The organism is Variovorax brevis (genome assembly GCF_030317105.1).
Classification (GTDB): Bacteria; Pseudomonadota; Gammaproteobacteria; order Burkholderiales; family Burkholderiaceae_C; genus Variovorax; species Variovorax brevis.
On the sequence record NZ_JASZYG010000028.1, the window covers coordinates 1 to 17,901 of the forward strand.

The 17,901-nt window shown below is 63.3% G+C and carries 14 protein-coding genes and 4 pseudogenes; 7 read left to right on the forward strand and 11 right to left on the reverse strand.

All coding sequences use genetic code 11. The features are described 5' to 3' along the window. On the reverse strand, positions 1–825 hold an 825-nt coding region (locus QTI66_RS35880), incomplete at its 3' end, for an IS1634 family transposase (protein ID WP_286565148.1). Between the two features lie 329 nt (positions 826–1,154). Further along, a complete protein-coding gene (locus tag QTI66_RS35885) occupies positions 1,155–1,778 on the reverse strand; it encodes a hypothetical protein (protein WP_286565149.1) in 624 nt (207 codons plus the stop codon). A 91-nt stretch (positions 1,779–1,869) separates the two neighbouring features. On the opposite strand from QTI66_RS35885, the gene QTI66_RS35890 reads away from it, so the two are divergent. Beyond that, positions 1,870–2,973 carry a J domain-containing protein gene (locus tag QTI66_RS35890; RefSeq protein WP_286565150.1) on the forward strand — a complete coding sequence of 368 codons (1,104 nt, stop codon included), beginning with the start codon at positions 1,870–1,872 and terminating at the stop codon, positions 2,971–2,973. Positions 2,974–2,982: 9 nt separating this feature from the next. Here the strand turns inward: QTI66_RS35890 and QTI66_RS35895 are convergent. After that, positions 2,983–3,546 (reverse strand): annotated as a pseudogene (locus tag QTI66_RS35895) (IS66 family transposase); the annotation flags it as partial. Positions 3,547–3,724: 178 nt separating this feature from the next. Between QTI66_RS35895 and QTI66_RS35900 the strand changes: the two are divergent. Beyond that, entirely contained in the window at positions 3,725–4,603 is an 879-nt protein-coding gene (locus tag QTI66_RS35900; RefSeq protein WP_286565151.1) for a tyrosine-type recombinase/integrase, read from the forward strand. Positions 4,604–4,613: 10 nt separating this feature from the next. Continuing rightward, the gene (locus tag QTI66_RS35905) at positions 4,614–5,816 is read left to right on the forward strand and encodes an IS91 family transposase (RefSeq protein WP_286565152.1); all 1,203 of its coding nucleotides are present in this window, start codon (positions 4,614–4,616) and stop codon (positions 5,814–5,816) included. 447 nt (positions 5,817–6,263) lie between these two features. Here QTI66_RS35905 and QTI66_RS35910 read toward each other — a convergent pair. Then, positions 6,264–6,479: pseudogene (locus QTI66_RS35910) on the reverse strand (integrase); the annotation flags it as partial. 167 nt (positions 6,480–6,646) lie between these two features. Between QTI66_RS35910 and QTI66_RS35915 the strand changes: the two are divergent. The 3 genes from QTI66_RS35915 to QTI66_RS35925 are packed head-to-tail and all read left to right on the forward strand — an operon-like array spanning position 6,647 to position 9,818. After that, complete coding sequence (locus QTI66_RS35915; protein ID WP_286565153.1) at positions 6,647–7,882, forward strand: site-specific integrase; 1,236 nt, start codon at positions 6,647–6,649, stop codon at positions 7,880–7,882. Continuing rightward, positions 7,879–8,823 (forward strand): tyrosine-type recombinase/integrase, encoded by a 945-nt coding sequence (locus QTI66_RS35920; RefSeq protein WP_286565154.1) that lies wholly within the window; start codon positions 7,879–7,881, stop codon positions 8,821–8,823. The genes QTI66_RS35915 and QTI66_RS35920 overlap by 4 nt, the downstream gene beginning before the upstream one ends. Continuing rightward, positions 8,820–9,818, forward strand: coding sequence for a site-specific integrase (locus tag QTI66_RS35925; RefSeq protein WP_286565155.1), 999 nt, complete (start codon positions 8,820–8,822; stop codon positions 9,816–9,818). The genes QTI66_RS35920 and QTI66_RS35925 overlap by 4 nt, the downstream gene beginning before the upstream one ends. A 160-nt stretch (positions 9,819–9,978) precedes the next feature. Here QTI66_RS35925 and QTI66_RS35930 read toward each other — a convergent pair. From QTI66_RS35930 to QTI66_RS35960, 7 genes and pseudogenes are all read right to left on the reverse strand, one after another. Continuing rightward, positions 9,979–10,719: pseudogene (locus QTI66_RS35930) on the reverse strand (tyrosine-type recombinase/integrase); the annotation flags it as partial. Then, positions 10,716–11,687: a tyrosine-type recombinase/integrase gene (locus tag QTI66_RS35935; RefSeq protein ID WP_286565156.1), complete on the reverse strand. Its 972-nt coding sequence runs from the start codon at positions 11,685–11,687 to the stop codon at positions 10,716–10,718. The pseudogene QTI66_RS35930 and the gene QTI66_RS35935, both read right to left, overlap by 4 nt. Continuing rightward, a complete protein-coding gene (locus tag QTI66_RS35940; RefSeq protein ID WP_286565157.1) occupies positions 11,684–12,922 on the reverse strand; it encodes a tyrosine-type recombinase/integrase in 1,239 nt (412 codons plus the stop codon). The genes QTI66_RS35935 and QTI66_RS35940 overlap by 4 nt, the downstream gene beginning before the upstream one ends. Before the next feature lie 790 nt (positions 12,923–13,712). Next, a pseudogene (gene tnpC / locus QTI66_RS35945) lies at positions 13,713–14,711 on the reverse strand (IS66 family transposase); the annotation flags it as partial. Between the two features lie 103 nt (positions 14,712–14,814). Further along, positions 14,815–15,165: an IS66 family insertion sequence element accessory protein TnpB gene (gene tnpB / locus QTI66_RS35950; RefSeq protein ID WP_286565159.1), complete on the reverse strand. Its 351-nt coding sequence runs from the start codon at positions 15,163–15,165 to the stop codon at positions 14,815–14,817. Beyond that, the gene (locus QTI66_RS35955; protein WP_286565160.1) at positions 15,141–15,575 is read right to left on the reverse strand and encodes a transposase; all 435 of its coding nucleotides are present in this window, start codon (positions 15,573–15,575) and stop codon (positions 15,141–15,143) included. Before QTI66_RS35955 ends, tnpB begins: the two co-directional genes overlap by 25 nt. A gap of 70 nt (positions 15,576–15,645) precedes the next feature. Then, positions 15,646–16,506, reverse strand: a complete 861-nt coding sequence (locus tag QTI66_RS35960; protein ID WP_286565161.1) for a DDE-type integrase/transposase/recombinase — start codon at positions 16,504–16,506, stop codon at positions 15,646–15,648. A gap of 247 nt (positions 16,507–16,753) precedes the next feature. Here QTI66_RS35960 and QTI66_RS35965 point away from each other — a divergent pair, with 247 nt between their 5' ends. Beyond that, positions 16,754–17,788, forward strand: coding sequence for an IS630 family transposase (locus QTI66_RS35965; protein WP_286565162.1), 1,035 nt, complete (start codon positions 16,754–16,756; stop codon positions 17,786–17,788). Positions 17,789–17,901 lie beyond the last annotated feature (113 nt).

The window sequence follows — 17,901 nt, forward strand, 5'->3', positions numbered from 1 at the left end:
GGTCTCGCGCATCTCCTGGATCGCCTTGTTGGAGATCATGCCGCGATCACCCACCATCACCAGTTGCTCGACGCCGAAGTCCTCGCGCAGCCGCTGGACCTCGGGCAGCAAGGTCTGGCTGTCGGCCACGTTGCCCTCATGCACCGACACGGCCACCGGGCAGCCGCGCGCATCGGTGAGCAGGCCGTAGTTGACCTGCAGCATGCCCTTCCTGCCGTCGCGGCTGTAGCCGAGCTTGGCCAGCGGACAGCAGCTGCCCTCGAAGTAGCTGGAGGACAGGTCGTACAGCACCAGGGCGCCAGCGCTCAGATGGCGCGCGGCGAGCTTCTTCTGGATGCGGTCCTGGCGCTCGAGCAGCCAGTCCATCGCCGCGTACAGGTCGTCCGCGTCGGCGTCTGCGACGCCGAAGTCCTCGGCCAGCGTCGTGGTGTGCCACCAGCGGGTGGTGGCCAGCTTGGTGTGCGGGGCGACGATGCGCGCGGCCACCATCGCCAGCACCAGGTCGCGTTCGCGGCACGGCTTGGAGGCCAGCAGCGAGGCTATCTCCAGGCCGGCCATCGCGGCGCTTGCTGCCTGCACATGGCCGTGGGGGCGCGAGCGCGTGATCTGGAACGCCGAGGCCGCGGGCACGAAGGTCTCGCCCTGCAGCGAGCGCCGGATGATCTCGATGAGTTCGTCGGGCAGGTGCGACAGGTTGCCCAGGGTCTCGTTCTTGACCTTGCCGTCCTCGCGGTAGCTGCGGCGCAGCAGGTGGGTGCGATAGACCTGGTCCTTGTAGGTGCGCGTCGTAGTGACGACGTGAGCGGTGCCGGTACGAGCTGCCATGAAGAGAAATCTAGTCGAAAGATGTGAATAATGCAAGTCATTTTAGTGACTACATGTATCAACCGAAATAATCCTCCGCAGAGGAGGATTCATCAGCGGCGACAAGTACTTGCCGTCGTTGGAGTGACTACAGAGAGCGGGGAACTCGCGTTTAGTTGAAGGCTGTGGGCATGTGGGCGAAGGGTGCGGCGGTGGGCAACGCAGCCGCGCAGCGGCGCGTTGTCCACGGTCGCAGCCGGTGCGCCGCAGGCGCATCGTCCACATGTCCATGGCCTGCCGGGCGCGAGGCGCCCGGCCCCCTCGGCATCGCGTAAGGTGATCGACTGCGTTCAGACTTCGGCCGCCACTGCATCAGCCTTGCGGAGACCGCCCAGGACCATTTCGGTGATGCGCGCGCAGCGCCAGGCCTTCACCCGGCGCTGTAGCGTCCGCAACTGCGCCTTGCCGTCGTAAATCTCTGGCACCATCGCGACCAGACGAGCCATCAAGGCCTTGGCCGCTATCGAGGGCTCCGCGATCAGCCACCCTTCAATGACTGGCCACGCGTCGGCGAACGGGTCGGTCCGAGTCCTCCACCAGTGTTTGGCCTTGGGCTGATTGCGATGCGTCGGACGTACTTCGCCCTGGGTCCAGGCTGACGACAAGCTTTGAAGAAACGTTGCAACATCGGCTGCACTTCTCGAGTTCACTTCCGTCGGCACGCCGTGGGCCGCGATCTCGCTCAACGTCTGCTGTGCGCTGCGGATTTCCTGCAGCAGCCGCACCGGGTCGAGTCGCTTGAATTGCGCCGACAGCTTCTCTTTGACCGCCGGCTCAACACCGCTGTGGGCGATAAGCCGTTCACACGGCGTCGCCGGCGCGAAGTAGACCTTGTGCACGCGGGCGCCGTCGCGCGTCTTGGACTTCAGCTTGAACGAGGGTTGGAAGTAGTTGATGTGTAAGCGATCAATCATCCGCGTTCTTGCTCTGGCTCCATGCCTTCGATAGCAGCAGCGCGGCGGTGCCGTACGAGAATACCGGTCATCGTCTACTTTGGAGCAGGCTGTGTCGCATATCGATGCACTTCAAGTCTCATCTACCCCCGCTGGCCCGGCGCTGACGCCCTCGCAGAAGCGGTTCAATACGCTGATCCGGCAGATCGAGCAGGCGCGGCAGACCCTGGCGGCGTGGAACGAGAACACTGCGGCGTATCGTCAGGCGCATGTTGAAGTGTTGAAGCCGTTGCAAGCCGAACTACTTGCCGGCCACAGGCAGTGGGTGTGGGCGCTGGATGCAGCGCTTGAGCAACGCAACTGGACCCACGCCGAGCGCGGCACGCTGCGCGAATTGCTGTGCGAGGCGGCTGGTGAAATGCTTGACGCACGCGGCGACGACTCGGAACTCAAGGCGCTGTTCGACAAGCATGCCGAGGTGGACTTCGACACCGAGCAGCGCGAGAGGATGCTGGCGATGAAGGGCCTGGCCGAGGCGATGACCGGCCTCGACCTGGGCGACGACGAAGGCATCGACTCGGATGCGCAACTATTGGAACGCCTGCATCAAGGCTTGCAGGAACAGGTGGCGTCGCAGGAAGCTCAGCGCGGCGCGAAGGCCGGCCGTCGACGCAAGAGCGTGGCTCAGCAGCGGCGCGAGGCCGAGGCACGACAGGCCACGCAGTCGGTGCGCGAGGTCTATCGCAAGCTGGCCAGCGCCTTGCACCCGGACCGCGAACCCGACGAGCGGCAACGCGAGGCGAAGACGGCGTTGATGCAGCGCGTCAACCAAGCCTATGAGTCCAACGATCTGCTCGCGCTGCTGGAGTTGCAACTGCAGATCGAACAGATCGACGCGAGCCATATCGCCAATGCGGGCGAGCAGCGCCTGAAGCACTACAACAAGGTTCTGGGCGAGCAGTTGGCCGAACTCAAGGCCGAACTCGAACACGTCGAGGTGGAGTTCTGCATGGAGTTTGGTCTGGAGCCTGGCCGGGGTGTCAATCCGCGCAAGCTGGGTCTCGTGCTCGAGCAGACGAGTCGCCAATGGCGCGCTGAACTCGACCAGCAGCAACGCGAACTGCGCATGCTGTGCGACGCGGCGGCGACCAAGCGCTGGCTCAAACGCCAGCAGCGCCGCGAAGCGCAGGCCGCGTTCGTCTTCGCGCCGTTCTGAAGCACGCGCTCAGGCGTCGGCCAGTGCGATGCGCCAAGGCAGCAGCGCCTCGTAGTCATCGGCCGTTTGCGCCAGTGGCAGCTTCTTGAACAGAGCGACGAGGTAGCGATACGGTTCGACGTTGTTGGCCTTGGCCGTCTCGATGAGTGAATAAAGATTGGCGCTTGCGTTCGCACCGCCGACGGTGTCGGCGAAGAGCCATGAGCGGCGTCCAACGACGAATGGTCTGATGGCGTTTTCCACCGGGTTGGAGTCCAGCGGCCAGGTCCCGTTGTCCAGGAAGCGGATGAGCTTGGGCCACTGCCCGTGCAGGTAGTGCAGCGCGTCACCCAGCAGGCTCGTTGGGGCGACGGCGTGCAGGTGCTTGAGCAGCAACTCTTCGATCTGCTTGACCACTGCGGCGCTGTAGCGCTGACGCAGCCGATGACGGCGCTCTGACGTCCAGTCCTTGGCCAGCGCCTCGGCACGATAGAGCTTGCCGATGAGTCTGATGAACCGTGTGGCCAAGTGGTCCGGTGACCGGGCCGCCTTCGGGATCGCCTCTTCGGCTTTCACAAAGGGTCTCCTTGCATGCACCTTATCTGGGGCTCCAGATAAGGTGCACTGAACTAAACCGCTGACGCGGTAGTGCCTGATCGGCGGTGTCGCGCGCACCCGCTGGCCGGGCGCATTTCCGGTGAAGTCCCGATGGGGAACGATGCAGTTGCTGTTCGCAGCACTTCATCCGTTCCACTTGCAAAGGAGCTTCGCCATGACACCGCTACGCCAGCGGATGCTCGAAGACATGGGCATTCGCAATCTCGCCGAGAACACCCAACTGTCCTACCTGCAACAGGCCTCGCTCTACGCGGGACACTTCCACCGCTCGCCTGCCGAACTCGGACCAGAGGAGGTGCGGGCCTACCAGGTCCATCTGACGACGACCCGCAAACTTGCTCCAAGCTCAATCAGCATCGCGACCTCAGCGCTACGTTTTCTGTACAAGGTGACGCTCAAGCGCGAGTGGTCGCCCGACGACATCCCCATGCCCAAGAAGGCGTTCAAGCTTCCAATCGTGCTCAGCCCGGAGGAAGTCTTGCATTTCCTGGCGTGCGTCGACAGCCTGAAGCAGCGCACGATTCTTACGACCGCCTATGCCGCCGGCCTGCGCATATCGGAGGTCACGCATCTGAAGGTGACCGACGTAGACAGTCAGCGCATGGTAGTCAGGGTCGATCAAGGCAAGGGCCGCCGGGACCGATACGTCATGTTGTCGCCGCGATTGCTGCAGGCGTTGCGCGAATACTGGAAGGTCGTGCGTCCCAGGACGTGGCTGTTTCCGGGCGACATCCCAGGTCACCCCATCTCGACCAGCGCCGTTGGGTTGGCGTGCCACAAGGCACACCGTGCGTCCGGCATTACCAAGCCAATCACCCCGCACTCTCTGAGGCATGCGTTTGCCACGCACCTGCTGGAGTCCGGCACCGATGTGCGCCGCATCCAACTTCTGCTCGGCCACCGCAGCTTGGCCACCACCTCGCGATACCTGAAGATAGCGACCAGCACGGTGTGCGCGACGACCAGTCCGCTGGATTTGTTGCCTGAGGTCCCGCCGCTACCGTCCGAGCCGTCTCCGCCCCCGGTGTTCTGAGCCGGCGGCGATGCGAGCCACCGGGCTCGAAGTGGCGGACATCTTCCGCCAAGTCGGGCCTGCCTACCGTCAGGACCACGCTGACGCGATCAGCGCTGGGCAGCGCCGCGTCATGCGCAACATCGAGCGCTGCCGAACGGCGGCGCTGGGCGGCCACGTCGAGCAGTGCGATGCCTGCGGCCACCAGCGCATCGCGTTCAATAGTTGTCGGGATAGACACTGTCCGAAGTGCCAGTCGCTGGTTCGCGCGCAGTGGCTCGAAGATCGGCAGGCAGAATTGCTGCCAGTCGAGTACTTCCACGTTGTCTTCACCGTGCCGCAGGAGATTGCCGCCATCGCGTACCAGAACAAGGCCGTGGTCTACGACATCCTGTTCCACGCCACCGCCGAGGCCTTGCGCACCATCGCCGCCGATCGCCGGCACCTGGGCGCCGAGATCGGGTTCATCTCCATCCTGCACACTTGGGGCCAGAACCTGTTGCATCACCCGCACCTGCATTGCGTCGTGCCGGGCGGCGGGATGGCTCCGGATGGCCGGCGCTGGATCGCTTGCCGCCCGGGCTTCTTCCTGCCGGTGCGGGTGCTGTCGCGGCTGTTCCGGCGCCTGTTCCTGACGCAGTTGCGGCAGGCCTTCGACGAGGGAGAACTGCGCTTCTTCAACAGCCTTGTGGCGCTGCAGGATCCCGATTCCTTCGCCCGCTACCTGGCGCCGGTTGCCGATGCCGAGTGGATCGTATACGCCAAGGCGCCGTTCGGCGGCCCGCAGCAGGTCCTCGACTACCTCGGGCGCTACACCCATCGGGTGGCGATCTCCAACAACCGTCTGATCGACTTCGCCGACGGTCGGGTTGTCTTTGCATGGAAGGATTACCGTCACGAGTCGCGTCGCAAGGTCATGTGCCTGGACGCGCAGGAGTTCGTTCGTCGCTTCCTGCTGCATGTACTGCCGGCCGGCTTCCAGCGCATTCGCCACTACGGCCTGCTGGCCAACCGCTACCGCGAGATCAAGCTCGACCACTGTCGGCAATTGCTGGCGGCACCTGCGCCGGTCGTCGAGTTGCCCGATGCAGCGCTGGACTACCGGGACCGTTACCAGCGCCTCACGGGCCTGTCGCTGCGCGACTGCCCGCATTGCGGACGTGGCCAGATGGTGCGCATCGAATCCTTCCTGCCGGGAACCTTGCCCCGGGGGCCGCCGTCCGCGCCACCATGAACACGATCTCGAACCGTCAGTGCCAGCACTTCTCGCCGCGTCGCGCACAGCGACAGGTCCCCCTTTGCGTGCACGCACCAATGATCGATGAAGAGATCAGTCCGTACACGCACATGGCCCTCCCATCGCACACGTCACTGCCGCTCGCCCTCAAATTCAGAATCAACCGGGCAGCCCTGACACCGCAGGTCCATGCGACTTCAACAGGTCGGTGCTGATTCAATTCCCATAGCACCACCGCCGCGCGGGCGGTTCAGTTCAACGGGATCTTTAGCCAACCGCCCGCGGACGAGGCGCGTCTTCTCGAAACAACGACTGCGCGCCGCAGCCGCTCGGCTAAAGACTCTCTGCAGTATCTGGGGTGCCGTTTTATCTTGAGTGACGAGAGCGACATGCAGTTGCGACGCGGCCATCGGCCCGCAGCGACCCCGCATAAATCCCGTGGGCTCAGAGGGACTGCAAGAACGCGAGCAGATTTGGCTTCGGCTTCCACGGCTTGGCATTCGAGCGTTCGAGTCCTGCATGCGTCCAGAAGGATTGCATCGCCTCGCGCTTCATCTGGAGGTTTGTGGTGATGTATCGGCTTGTGGTTGCGACGCTGGCGTGGCCAAGGTAGTCACGGATTACCGTCACGTCGGTCCCCGACTGCAGCAAGGCGACGGCACAACTGTGCCGTCTACGTCGCTGAAGAGGTAGACGGCACTATCTACCCTACCTGACTATGTCTGGTAGTGCGGCTGATGGCCTCGTGCTCTGCTGACATTGGAAGGACGAACCCGACATAGTCTTGGACCCTTGCAACAGCCCTCGTGCGGGGCAAGGAGTCCACCATGACCTTCGCCGTCAGCAGCCAATTGGTTCTGTCTCGGGCGCCGGAAGGGCCGCTTGCGGGGTATTTCGCTTCGTTCGCAAACTCGTTGGGTGCGCTGGGGTATGCCACCGGTTCGATTCGCCGTCAGGTTCTAATCGGTGCGTGTTTCAGCCGGTGGCTCGGTCAACGCGCGGTGACACCAGAAGGCATTACCTCGGGTCATGTCACGCGGTACTTGCGATATCGCGCTCGACGTCGCCGGCCTTGCCTTGGTGATCGCGCAGCGCTCACGCACCTGATGGACTTTCTGCGGCGCGAGGGCGTGAGTCCCGCCGAACAGGCCGTTCACGAACGAAGCTCGATTGATCGCTGTGCAGACGCATACGAGGTGTACCTGCGCGAGGGACGCGCCTTGGCCACCGCCACGATCGTCAACTATGTGCCGTTCGTCCGTGACTTTCTGCGGCATTGTTTCCGCGCCAAGCCAGTGGAACTCTCTTGCTTGAGCGCCTCCGAAGTCTTGCGCTTCGTGCGACAGCAGGCACCGCGGCTGCACCGGAAGCGAGCGAAGCTCATGACGACTGCTCTGCGTTCGTTCCTGCGCTATGCCCGCTACATCGGGGAGGTCGATCTGGATCTGGCCGCCGCCGTGCCCGTCGTGGCCAACTGGTCGATGACGACGATCCCGCGCGCGATCACTCCGGATCAGGTCCGTCAGCTGCTGGCCAGCATCGATCGGCGCAACGGGACTGGACGCCGCGACTACGCCATCCTGCTCCTGCTTGCCCGACTGGGATTGCGCTCAGGCGAAGTTGCGTTGCTCACGCTCGATGATGTTGACTGGGAGGCCGGGCAGTTGACCGTGCACGGCAAGAGCGGGCGTCGCAACGAACTGCCGCTGCCTGCAGATGTCGGCGAAGCGATTGCAGCTTATTTGCAGGACGGCCGACCGCGCAGCGCCAGCCGATTCGTGTTTCTGCGAGCGAAGGCGCCGGTTCGCGGCTTTAGGGGGGCCTGCGGCATTGGCTCGATCATCCGGCGGTCGCTGCAGCGCTGCGGGGTCGATACCCCGTCTCTGGGTGCCCATCAGTTTCGCCATGGCCTTGCCACCGAGATGTTGCGTCAAGGTGCTTCGCTCGGAGAGATCGGGGACGTTCTGGGCCATCGTCATCCGCAGACCACGACCATCTACACCAAGGTGGACATCGAGGCATTGCGCAGCCTGGCTCTGCCGTGGCCAGGGAGTACGCCATGAACACCCTCTCGCAGGCCGTTCAAGAATATTTGCGCATGCGACGCGATCTGGGCTTCAAGCTCAGGGAAGCGGGCAAGGCGTTGCTCGATTTCGTCGCCTATATGCATCAGCACCGCGCGACCTACATCACCTCGAAGCTAGCTCTTGCCTGGGCACAACAGCCCAGAAGCGCTCGACCAGCTTATTGGGCGCAACGCTTGAGCGTCATTCGCGGGTTCGCCCGCTATCGCAGTGCGACGGATCCGCGCACGCAGATCCCGCCGCAGGGCTTGCTACCGTTCCAGCCACAGCGGGCACGGCCCTATCTGTACTCGGACGACGAGATCGAGCGCTTGCTGCAAGCCGCGCTTGACATGACGTACCGATACGAACGCGGCGCGCTGAGGCCGTGGATCTTTCACTGCTTGTACGGGCTTCTGAGCGTCTCAGGCCTGCGGCTGGGCGAAGCACTCAACCTCGAACTTCGAGACGTCGATCTGCGAGCCGCCGTCCTGACGATCCGCGGTACCAAGTTGGGCAAGGATCGTCTCGTGCCCTTGCATGCATCCACCTGCAAGGTGCTCGAGCGGTACCTCGTCAGACGAAGTCGTCATTGGGCAGACCGTCCTGTGTCTTCCTATCTGTTCGTTTCGAGCTGGGGGAATCGTCTGGATGCCGGAGAAGTTCACCGAACCTTCTACGCCCTGTCTCGACAGATCGGCCTGCGCGGTCCCTCCGACAGCCGCGGACCTCGCCTGCATGACATGAGGCATCGCTTCGCGACGAATACGCTCGTGCGCTGGTATCAGTGCGACGAGGATCCTGAGCGCCTCCTGCCTGTGCTGTCGGCCTACCTCGGACATGTGCACGTCGAAGATACGCAGTGGTATCTGAGCGGATCCCCGGAGCTGATGCGTGAGGCCATGCGTCGGCTCGAACGGTGCTGGGAGGATCGGACATGATCAATTCCGCCAGCTTTGCTCCGCTGCTCGAGCGTTTCTTCACTCAGCGCCTGATGCAGCAGCGCCAAGCCAGTCCGCACACCATCAGTTCCTATCGCGATAGCTTCCGCCAGCTCTTGAAGTTCGCCCAGAAGCGACTGGGTAAACCACCGTCACGGCTGAGCCTCACGGAGGTCGACGCCCCCTTGATCGTGAAGTTCCTCGACGACTTGGAGAAGCACCATGGCGTCAGTGTTCGAAGTCGCAACCTGCGGCTCACCGCGATCCATTCCTTCTTCCGCTATGCCGCGTTCGAAGCACCTACGCATTCCGCGCAGATTCAACGTGTACTGGCCATCCCCAGCAAGCGCTACACGCGGACCTTGGTCCCGTTTCTCGAACGTGCCGAGGTCGACGCTCTGCTCGCCGCTCCAGATCAGCGCACCTGGTCCGGCCGGCGTGATCACGCTTTCATGCTGGTGGCTGTGCAAACGGGTTTGCGGCTTTCGGAGATGACCGGCCTCAAGCGTGAGGATCTGATCCTCGGAGCGGGCGCGCACTTGCGGGTCTTCGGCAAGGGGCGCAAGGAGCGCTGCACACCCATTGCCAAGCCTACGCTGGCCGTACTGAAGGCCTGGTTGCGCGAGCATCAGCGTGGTGACGGGCAGATCCTTTTTCCCAGCGCCAAGGGTGAACGCCTGAGCGTTCACGGCGTGCAATACCTGCTGAACAAGCATCGAACGACGGCATCGAGAGCCTGCCCGTCGCTCTTGCAAAAGCGTGTCACTGTTCACCGCTTGAGGCACACCATGGCCATGGACCTTCTCCAGTCCGGCGTGAATCGATCCGTGATCGCCCTTTGGCTCGGCCACGAGAGCGTCGAGACCACCCAGATCTATCTGGACGCATCCCTTGCCATGAAGGAACAGGCGCTGGCCAAGGCGACACCGCTACCCGGCAAACCAAGCCGATACAAGCCAACCGACCGTCTGCTGGACTTCCTGAACGGCCTATAAGGGCCGGGAAACTATGTCGCGTGATGCCGCGATCGCGGCCTGCAAGATCCCCCAGGATGCCGCGCAACCCGCGCGCATTGCCAGACATAGTCAGGAAGGGTAGATAGTGCCGTAGAACGTGTGGCGTGACCCTCTTCTTGGCGAGCGCTGGGCGCTCGCGCGCAACCGCTGACGCGTGCTTGTGCAGAATGTAGGCGACACCATCGCGCGTCAACGGCTGGCCCTGATGGTTGAGGAAGACGCGCTGCTGATCGTACGTCACCACCATGCCGTTCAGTCGATGCAGCGCATCGGCGGTCTCGCGCCACAGCGGCAGCAACCGCTCCTTCTTGCCTTTGCCACGCAGGCGTACCTGTCGCGGTGCAGCCAAGTGCAGGTCGTTCCAGCGAACGTCTATGGCTTCGTTGACGCGAGCGCCGCAGTTGTAAAGAAACAGCAAGAGCGTGTAGTCGCGCCAACCATCGGCAGTGCGCCGATCGGGCTTGCCAAGGATCGCGCGAACGTCGTCGGCCTCGAGGTAAGTGGCGGGACGCTGGCGTGCCTTCTTGGAGGGAATTGCCAGCACGCGGGCATACTGCTGCGAGTGCGCCAGGTCGTTGCGAACCAAGTGCTTGAAGAAGCTGCGGATCGCAGCGCGCCGACAGTTGCGTGTGTTGGCTGAGTTCGATCGCGCAGTCTCAATGTGGTCGAGGAAGTGCCCAATCGTTTCGGCGTTGAGGTCGCTCAATTCGATCGAGGAGAAGTCGCGACGTTTGCGTTGCGCGACGAATTCGAACAGCAACTTCAGGGCGTCCCGATAGGCCCGCACCGTATGAACACTGGCACCGCGTTGACGCGGAAGGTACTCGGTGAAGAACGACTCGACGTGAGCAAACAGCGCGTGCGGCGCGACGCTGCTCATCGCGGCCGCCGCGCGTGGTGCAGATGATCTTCGAAGCGGCTGCTGGCCAAATCTAGCAACTGAGGTGTCGCCTTCAAGTAGACCTCGGTTCCGAGCGCGTTCAGGTGGCCCAGATATGCCGACAGCCATGGCAACTTGGCTTGCACGTCGATCCCTTCGACTGCCCACGCCGTGAGTCGATGCACCGCGAAGGCATGACGGAACTCGTACGGCCGCGCGCCAGCCCGTCCGCTCTTCGGCTTCATGCCGAGGTCGCGCAGAATTCTTCGAAGTGCATCCGAGGCGGACTTGACCGTCAACGGCGAAGCATCCTTGCGCAGGAACAGTGCGGCCGGATCGGTCCGCTGATTGTTGGCAAGCAATTGCTGGCGCGCTTCAAGGTAGCGGGAGAGTTCGCTTACCAAGTCGGGACGGATCGCCACAATGCGGGAGCGCCCCTTGCTGTGCAGAACCAGCAACGTGCCGCGCTTGAGATCGACATCCACCATCCTCAGCCGCACGGCTTCGCCCAACCTCATTCCCGTGCAGTAGAGCACCAGGACCAAGGTGCGCAGCATGGGACCCCAGATGAATCGCCCGTGATGGGAAGTGGCGGCCGCGAGGAGTTGGCGCACTTCGTCATGCGAGAAGATGTAAGGCTGGAAGCTCGACACCTTGACAGGCGCCAGCGCATGCTCCGGAACATAGCTCGACGGATCACGGCGGCGGCGATACAGGCACAGTTGGCGAACAACGCCGAACTCAAGGCCCACGGTCACGGCCTTGCGCCCAGCAATTCGTGTGGTCCAGCGCGCCACGGCGACGTCGAGTGCCACTTCGCCGCGATCCCCCCAATGCCGCGCAACGAAACGGACGAAGCGATTGATGACGAATTCTCCTCGGCCGTAGTCCGCCCCCATGGCTCGCTTGAAACGCAAGAAGTCCTGCGCGTCACGACCGAGCTCTGCAGCCGTCACAATCGTCCTCATGATGGTACCGGCAGCGACACTTCGCGCAGCGACTCGGTGGCGATTCGCACATACGCCGAGATCGATTCGGAATCGCGGTGACCGAGCAAATCGGAGAGGACCCTGGGGCGTGTGCCCACATCGAGTTGCCGCGCAGCATTCGAATAGCGCAAGACGTGACTGCCGAGGTATTGGGCTTCGATACCGGCTGCATGGGCATGCTTGATGAGAATGTGCCGGACGGCTGAGGAGGCCGTCAGGGGATCGAACGGCATCTTCATTTGCACGAACAGGTGCCTGGTCGGCGTGTGCGGCGGTCGCCCGTGCCGCAGATAGCGCGCTAGCACCTTGGCAACGGCAGGCAGCAGCGGCAAGGTGAAGGCAACGCCAGTCTTCGGCCGCACTACCGTCAGCGTGTTGGTGCCCCAGTCGATGTCTTCAAGCCGCAAGCGGATGACCTCGCCGGCGCCGAATCCGTATGTGCACATCATTAGCAACACCGCATGGTCTCGCAGGCCCCGGGCCGACGACGTGTCCACTGCTCGAAGCAAGCATTGCACGTCCTCCCATGGCAGCGCCCGTCGCGGCTGCGCGTATCTTGGAGGCCGAACAGGTGAGACCACTGCGTCTGCCAGATCGAGCGAGATGCGCCCCGTGGCAAGCAGGAATCGTGCAAAAGACCGAATGCCGCCAGCAATATCGGCTGTCGTCGATCGTGCGTATCGGTGCGAGAACTCGATCAAGAACTCATCGATGTCGAGTAGCGTCATCGTTCGCCAGGTCTTACCTCGACGAGCGAGGTACTCCAATACTCTGTCGACTTGGTTCAACCTTTTGCGCACGGTCGGCGCGGGGTTGCCACGCTGGCGCGCGAGGTGGTCGCTGTACGCTCGTAGCAGCGCCGACGCCGGGGGGCGAACGCCCACTGGCTTGCGCCACGCGGGAAGCGGTATCCCCAACACCACGTACACGCGGGTCAACGCGTAGAGCGCAGTGCGTGCGCTGCCCAACTGGGTGGCCTCGAGTTGCCTCCGACGCCCATACCAAGCAATGAATCGACGCGCTCCGCTTAACGTCAGTTCGCTACGCTCATCAAGCCCGCGTTCGGCGCAGTAGGCGCGGAATCGCCTTATCCAATGCAGGTATTCGACGGCACTGCTGTCGTGTACGCAGCGATCGGCACGCCAAACCCGGCGCATGTCCGTGGTCGTCGGAACACTGATCGCTGGCTTCGAATTGACGAACTTGTGTTGCATGGTTGATGCCGGGCATCGGTAACGACAACGTACCGGCAGTCGAAGACCTCGTCACGCCCCTTCCTGTGTTGGTCACCTCTCTGCGAGCGCGCGCTGCCCTGCGCTTGGAGGAAGCCCAGCGGCGACGGCAAACTGGCCAGCAACTGTGGTGCGACGGCGCGGCGCAGCCAAAGCAGTACGCTATCCGAACCGAGGGTGGCCAGCGGCGCTGCACACGTCATGAAGGAGGCGGCCGGCGCGATCGACGCCAACCGCAAGAGGGCGTCAAGTGCAACGTGAACCGCCCGCAGTCGGCGGCGGAGCCAACGCAACGCACTCGGCAAGGTCACATTGAGGCTGCGCAAGGCGCCGGCGGCAACCTCCATGCTCTTGCTCGACGTCGCCGTGGCAACCGCGTCTTCGACTGATGCAAGAAGGCCAGGCAGCCTCGCTGCAAGGAAGTCGGGCAGCAGGCTGAACGTTCGATGTCCTCGCGGGCAGTACCAACGGGCGACGCGAAGCCCTTGCGGAGTCACCCGCGCATAGCTGCCATGGCGTGTGAGACCGCAGCCGCCGGCCACGTGAAGCGGACAAATGGGCAGTTGAGCATCACGCCACTCTTGGCCAGCGATGTACGCCTCGACACTCGACCTCGTACGCAGCGGAATTTGCAAGACTGTTCCCCGTCGCGTCGACGAACGTCGACACCACGCCGGGAATTATGCGGAGTCCGAAGACCAGGTCTCTTCGGAGAGAACTTTGAGCGCGCGGGGCAGGTTCCCAAGATAAATCGCCACCCCAGATACTGAACCCAGCATCCAAGATGCGTCAGGCCATGGTCGGCGGCAATTGCGTCGTAGACCTGGTACCCGTCGGTCACGAGCGCGGCACCGCGCCGGATGCCGGCATAGAGCTTGTGCGCGTGCACGGCACCGCGACCCGGCGCATAAGCGAACAGCCGCACTGGCGGTCCGCTGCCGTTCATCTGTGCCCACATGAAGCTCTTCGTCTGCGCCTTGCGCCCGGGCTCCTTGAGCACCTGAACGGTCGTCTCGTCCCCGTAGATCAGGTCGGAGTCCAGCAGGTGGTCACGCAGCAGGTTGATGATGGGCTGAACGGCCTGGCCGACGCGAACGACGCCGGCGGCGAGCGTGTTGCTCACGATGTCGCCGCCGAAGCGGCGCAGCAGCACGGCCGTGCGGTACAGGGGCATGCCGAACTGGTACTTGCCCGTGATGACCCAGGCCTGCGCCTCCTCAGTGAGTAGGCCTCGCGGGATGATGCGAGCTGGTGTCGGCGCGACCTTCAGGCTCAGGTCACAGCAGGGGCACGCGTACTTGATGCGGTGGTGCTGGAGCACGCGCACCTGCTCGGGGATGACGTGCATCTGCTCGCTGACCTCGGCGCCGATCTCCACCAACGCGTGGCCGTCGTGCGCGCAGATGCGCTCGGACTCGGGCAGCTCGTGGCGAACGATGTCGCGCGGCAGCGCGGGATCCAGCGGCTTGCGTCCGCGCTTCTTGCGCTGGTGGCCAGCGACTGCCGTCGATTCATCGTCATCGATTTCGGCCGGCAGTGTTTGCGCGGTCGGCGCGAGCGCCTCGGCCTCGTTGAGGAACAGGTCCTTCTGCTCAGTGCCGCGGGCCTCGCTCTTGGCGGCGAACAACTGACGCTGCAAGGCGCGCAGGCGTTCCAGTGCCAGATCCCGCTCGGTGGTCACCACGCGCAGTTCGCCAACGAGAGATTCGCTGCGCCGGGTGGCCTCGGCCAAGGCTTGTTGCAGGGCTGCGAATTCTTGGGCGGTGGGCATTTGAACCATCGCTTGCTTTGATCAATATGACGTGCAGGCGTTCCTCGAACATCGCATTGTCGAGGAAGATTCGGCAGCTTTTTTGCAAGCTGCCGTTGAGCGATCAGGCCACTCGCTCGTAGAAGCGACGAGGGTGCTTGTGGACCACCGCGAGATCAATGCCATCGAGCAACCAGTGCAGTTGCTCCACCGTCAACGTCGGCACGGTGACAACGTCGGGCCAGATGAACCTGTCCTCCTCGAGACGCTTCATCAATAGCCAAAATCCGTTGCGCTCCCATCCCAGAATCTTCACGCGGTCGCGCCGCCGATTGCGAAACACATACACGGCTTGCGCGAACGGATCCAGCCCCAGGGCCTGCTCGACCAGGACCGCCAGGCCGTTGAGACCGGTGCGGAAGTCGATGGCCTCGCGGTGCAGGTAGACCTTCAGCCCTTCGTCGAAGCGGAACACCGCAGCCTCCCCAGCGCCTCGATCACTTCGCCGACGTTACGCAGCTCTACGCCGCGAAGGTCGATCGCCACGCCATTGGGCAAGCGTGCCTGCACGTCCATCACGCCGTCGCCGCATCGGGCCACGATCGGCGACGCTGGCGGCAACGAGACCGCCACGAACGTCGCAGGCGCCGGCACTGCGCTGGCGATGGCCTTGCGCGGCCGACCACCATGGCCATGCTCGCGAAGCCAGCGTCCAACCTGGTTGGCATTGACGCCGCACTCGCGCGCCAGGCGCGACACCGAGGCGCCTGGCTGCCGACACAGTGCCACCAGCTCTGACTTCGCCGCCTCGTCGTACACGCTGCGTCCGTCGCTCTTGTGCCCCACCACCAGCCGGCGCTTGAGGTCTTCCAAATCGTCTGCCATTTACGTTCCCACATTCATCTATGTGGGAACGTAGGCTGTCACGTCACAGCCCGCGGCTCAAGGACGTGGTTCATTGACCGCATACGTTGATGTACAAGCGAGACGACTCGTACAACCGCGCCAGGGCCTTCGTAGCTTCGCGACCGCTCAGGCGGCCATAGCCGACCAGCCGTCGAACGATCGCGCCGTTCTTCTGCTCCACCCAAGCCTGGTCGTTCTTCTTGTAGGGCCGTGATCGCGTCTGCTCAAGCCCGCGCCCCTTGCAATAGTCGAACACGGCCTGGCTCATGAAGGTGCTGTCATTGTCCGAGTCGATGCCGAGCATCGCGAACGGCAGATCGGCAGTCACCTTTTCGAAGGCTTCGATCACCAGCATCTGGTCGCGCATCCTCATCGCCACGCATTCCGTCCAACCGCTGGCGATGTCGGTCAGCGTCAGTGTGCGAACGTAGTCACCGTCCGTCTTCGGGCCGCCGCAGTGTTCGACCATGTCGATCTCGAAGAAACCTGGCGCAGGGTCGCGCCAGTCGGCGAACGTGCGTACCGGAATGCTGCGCCTGATGGCCGCGCCTACGCCAGTGCGGCGTCTGCGCTTCCCGTCGATATGCGAACGCGCATCGGCCAGCACTCGATCGATGGTCGCTGCGCTGACCTGCAGGACCTTGGTCCTGACGACCGGGTCCAGGTCGAGGTGGCCATGGCGTTCCATCGCATCGACCAACATCGGAATCAACGCCTTCAGGCGTTTGCCGCAGACTCGGTCGGCGGCCTCCCACAGCACCGTCAGGGCTTGCCGCACCGCCTCGTCATACAGACGGTTGCGTGCTCGAGTTTCCTTCGTGCTGGCCTCTTCTCGCAACACGCGGATGGCGTGTTTGCGGTGGTAGCCGGTCACGGCCACGAACTCATCCAGGATCTTCGCCTTCTCCACCGGCGGCGCGCTGCTGTAGCGCGCTCGCACTGCTTCAACCAACTCTTTGCGTGTTGCCATGCTGATTCGCCTCGTCACGTAGTGCTGCTCCCGTCGGACCATCCGACGGGTAGCAAGTTACGTGAGGCAACAGGTCAGCTCGGGTAGCAATTCCGGCGAGTCAATGCGGCCGCTCACAATACTCAGTAGTCGATAATTTAGGCTACAAAAGTCCCCCACTGCAATCGAATTGATGATCCAATAGCGCATGAAGCGAGATGGCCGCACGCTGGATCACAAGACGCTCGAAGAAATTCGCCTGATGGCGGTGGAGCGAGTTCGCGATGGCGAGAAGCCTTCTGCGGTGATCGCCGCCTACGGCTTCAGCCGCACCACGATCTACAAATGGCTCCAGGCCTCGTCGGGTCGAGGCAAAGGCCTCAAGGCATTGCGCGGCACGCGCGGCACCGGCCGTCCGCGTACGCTAAGTAGCGCGCAGGAGCGCCAGGTGTTTCGTTGGATCAATGGACGCGACCCGCGCCAGTACGGACTTGACTTCGGGCTGTGGACACGCGCCATCGTCGTGGCGCTGATCGAGCAGAAGTTCGGCGCGAAGATGGGGGTGACGGCCGTCGGTGCATTGCTGGCCAAGCTCGGGCTGACCCCCCAGAAGCCGCTACAGCGCGCCTATCAGCGCGATCCTCAAGCCATCGAGCGCTGGCAGCGTGAAACCTACCCCGGCATCGCTGCGGCTGCCAAGCAAAGCGGGGGCGAAGTCTACTTCTGGGACGAATCGGGCTTTCGCGCCGACGCCGTGCACGGCAAGACCTGGGCGCCCAAGGGCAAGACCCCCGTCATCGAGCGGCCCGGCCAACGCCAGTCGGTCTCAGCGGCCTCGGCTGTCAACGCCAGAGGCGGCTTCTGGTTCGCGACTTACCAGGGTGCGTTGAATGCCGAACTGTTCATCGAATTGCTCAAGAAGATGATGAAGGGTCGCAGCAAGCCGGTGCACCTGGTGGTCGACGGGCTGCCGGCTCACAAGAAAGCCAACGTGCGCGAGTACATCGAGTCCACCGGCGGCCAGCTGAGCATGCACATCCTGCCGGGCTACGCACCGGAGCTGAACCCGGACGAGCTGGTGTGGAGTCACGTCAAGCGCACCGGCGTGGCGCGCAATCCGTTGCGAGCGGGGGAGAAGCTCGAGATCCGCATCGACCAGCAGCTGCGCGACATGCAGAAGAATCGCAGACTTGTCCGATCATTCTTCCAAACGCCTTCTGTCGCCTATATTTCTGACTGCTGAGTAATTGTCGCTGGCCAGGCCGGCCGAGATGAAGCAAGCTCCGATGCTTACAAAGCTATGGCAAACACTGGTTATTGCAGCAAGAAGCCACCGGCGACGACAACAGGAGCGGG

Coding starts and splice junctions, on each gene's coding strand:
- QTI66_RS35925 (WP_286565155.1), top strand. CDS start 8,820: ATGATCAATTCCGCCAGCTTTGCTCCGCTGCTCGAGCGTTTCTTCACT.
- QTI66_RS35915 (WP_286565153.1), top strand. CDS start 6,647: ATGACCTTCGCCGTCAGCAGCCAATTGGTTCTGTCTCGGGCGCCGGAA.
- QTI66_RS35965 (WP_286565162.1), top strand. CDS start 16,754: ATGAAGCGAGATGGCCGCACGCTGGATCACAAGACGCTCGAAGAAATT.
- QTI66_RS35920 (WP_286565154.1), top strand. CDS start 7,879: ATGAACACCCTCTCGCAGGCCGTTCAAGAATATTTGCGCATGCGACGC.
- QTI66_RS35955 (WP_286565160.1), bottom strand. CDS start 15,575: ATGGCAGACGATTTGGAAGACCTCAAGCGCCGGCTGGTGGTGGGGCAC.
- QTI66_RS35940 (WP_286565157.1), bottom strand. CDS start 12,922: ATGCAACACAAGTTCGTCAATTCGAAGCCAGCGATCAGTGTTCCGACG.
- QTI66_RS35935 (WP_286565156.1), bottom strand. CDS start 11,687: ATGAGGACGATTGTGACGGCTGCAGAGCTCGGTCGTGACGCGCAGGAC.
- QTI66_RS35905 (WP_286565152.1), top strand. CDS start 4,614: ATGCGAGCCACCGGGCTCGAAGTGGCGGACATCTTCCGCCAAGTCGGG.
- QTI66_RS35900 (WP_286565151.1), top strand. CDS start 3,725: ATGACACCGCTACGCCAGCGGATGCTCGAAGACATGGGCATTCGCAAT.
- QTI66_RS35885 (WP_286565149.1), bottom strand. CDS start 1,778: ATGATTGATCGCTTACACATCAACTACTTCCAACCCTCGTTCAAGCTG.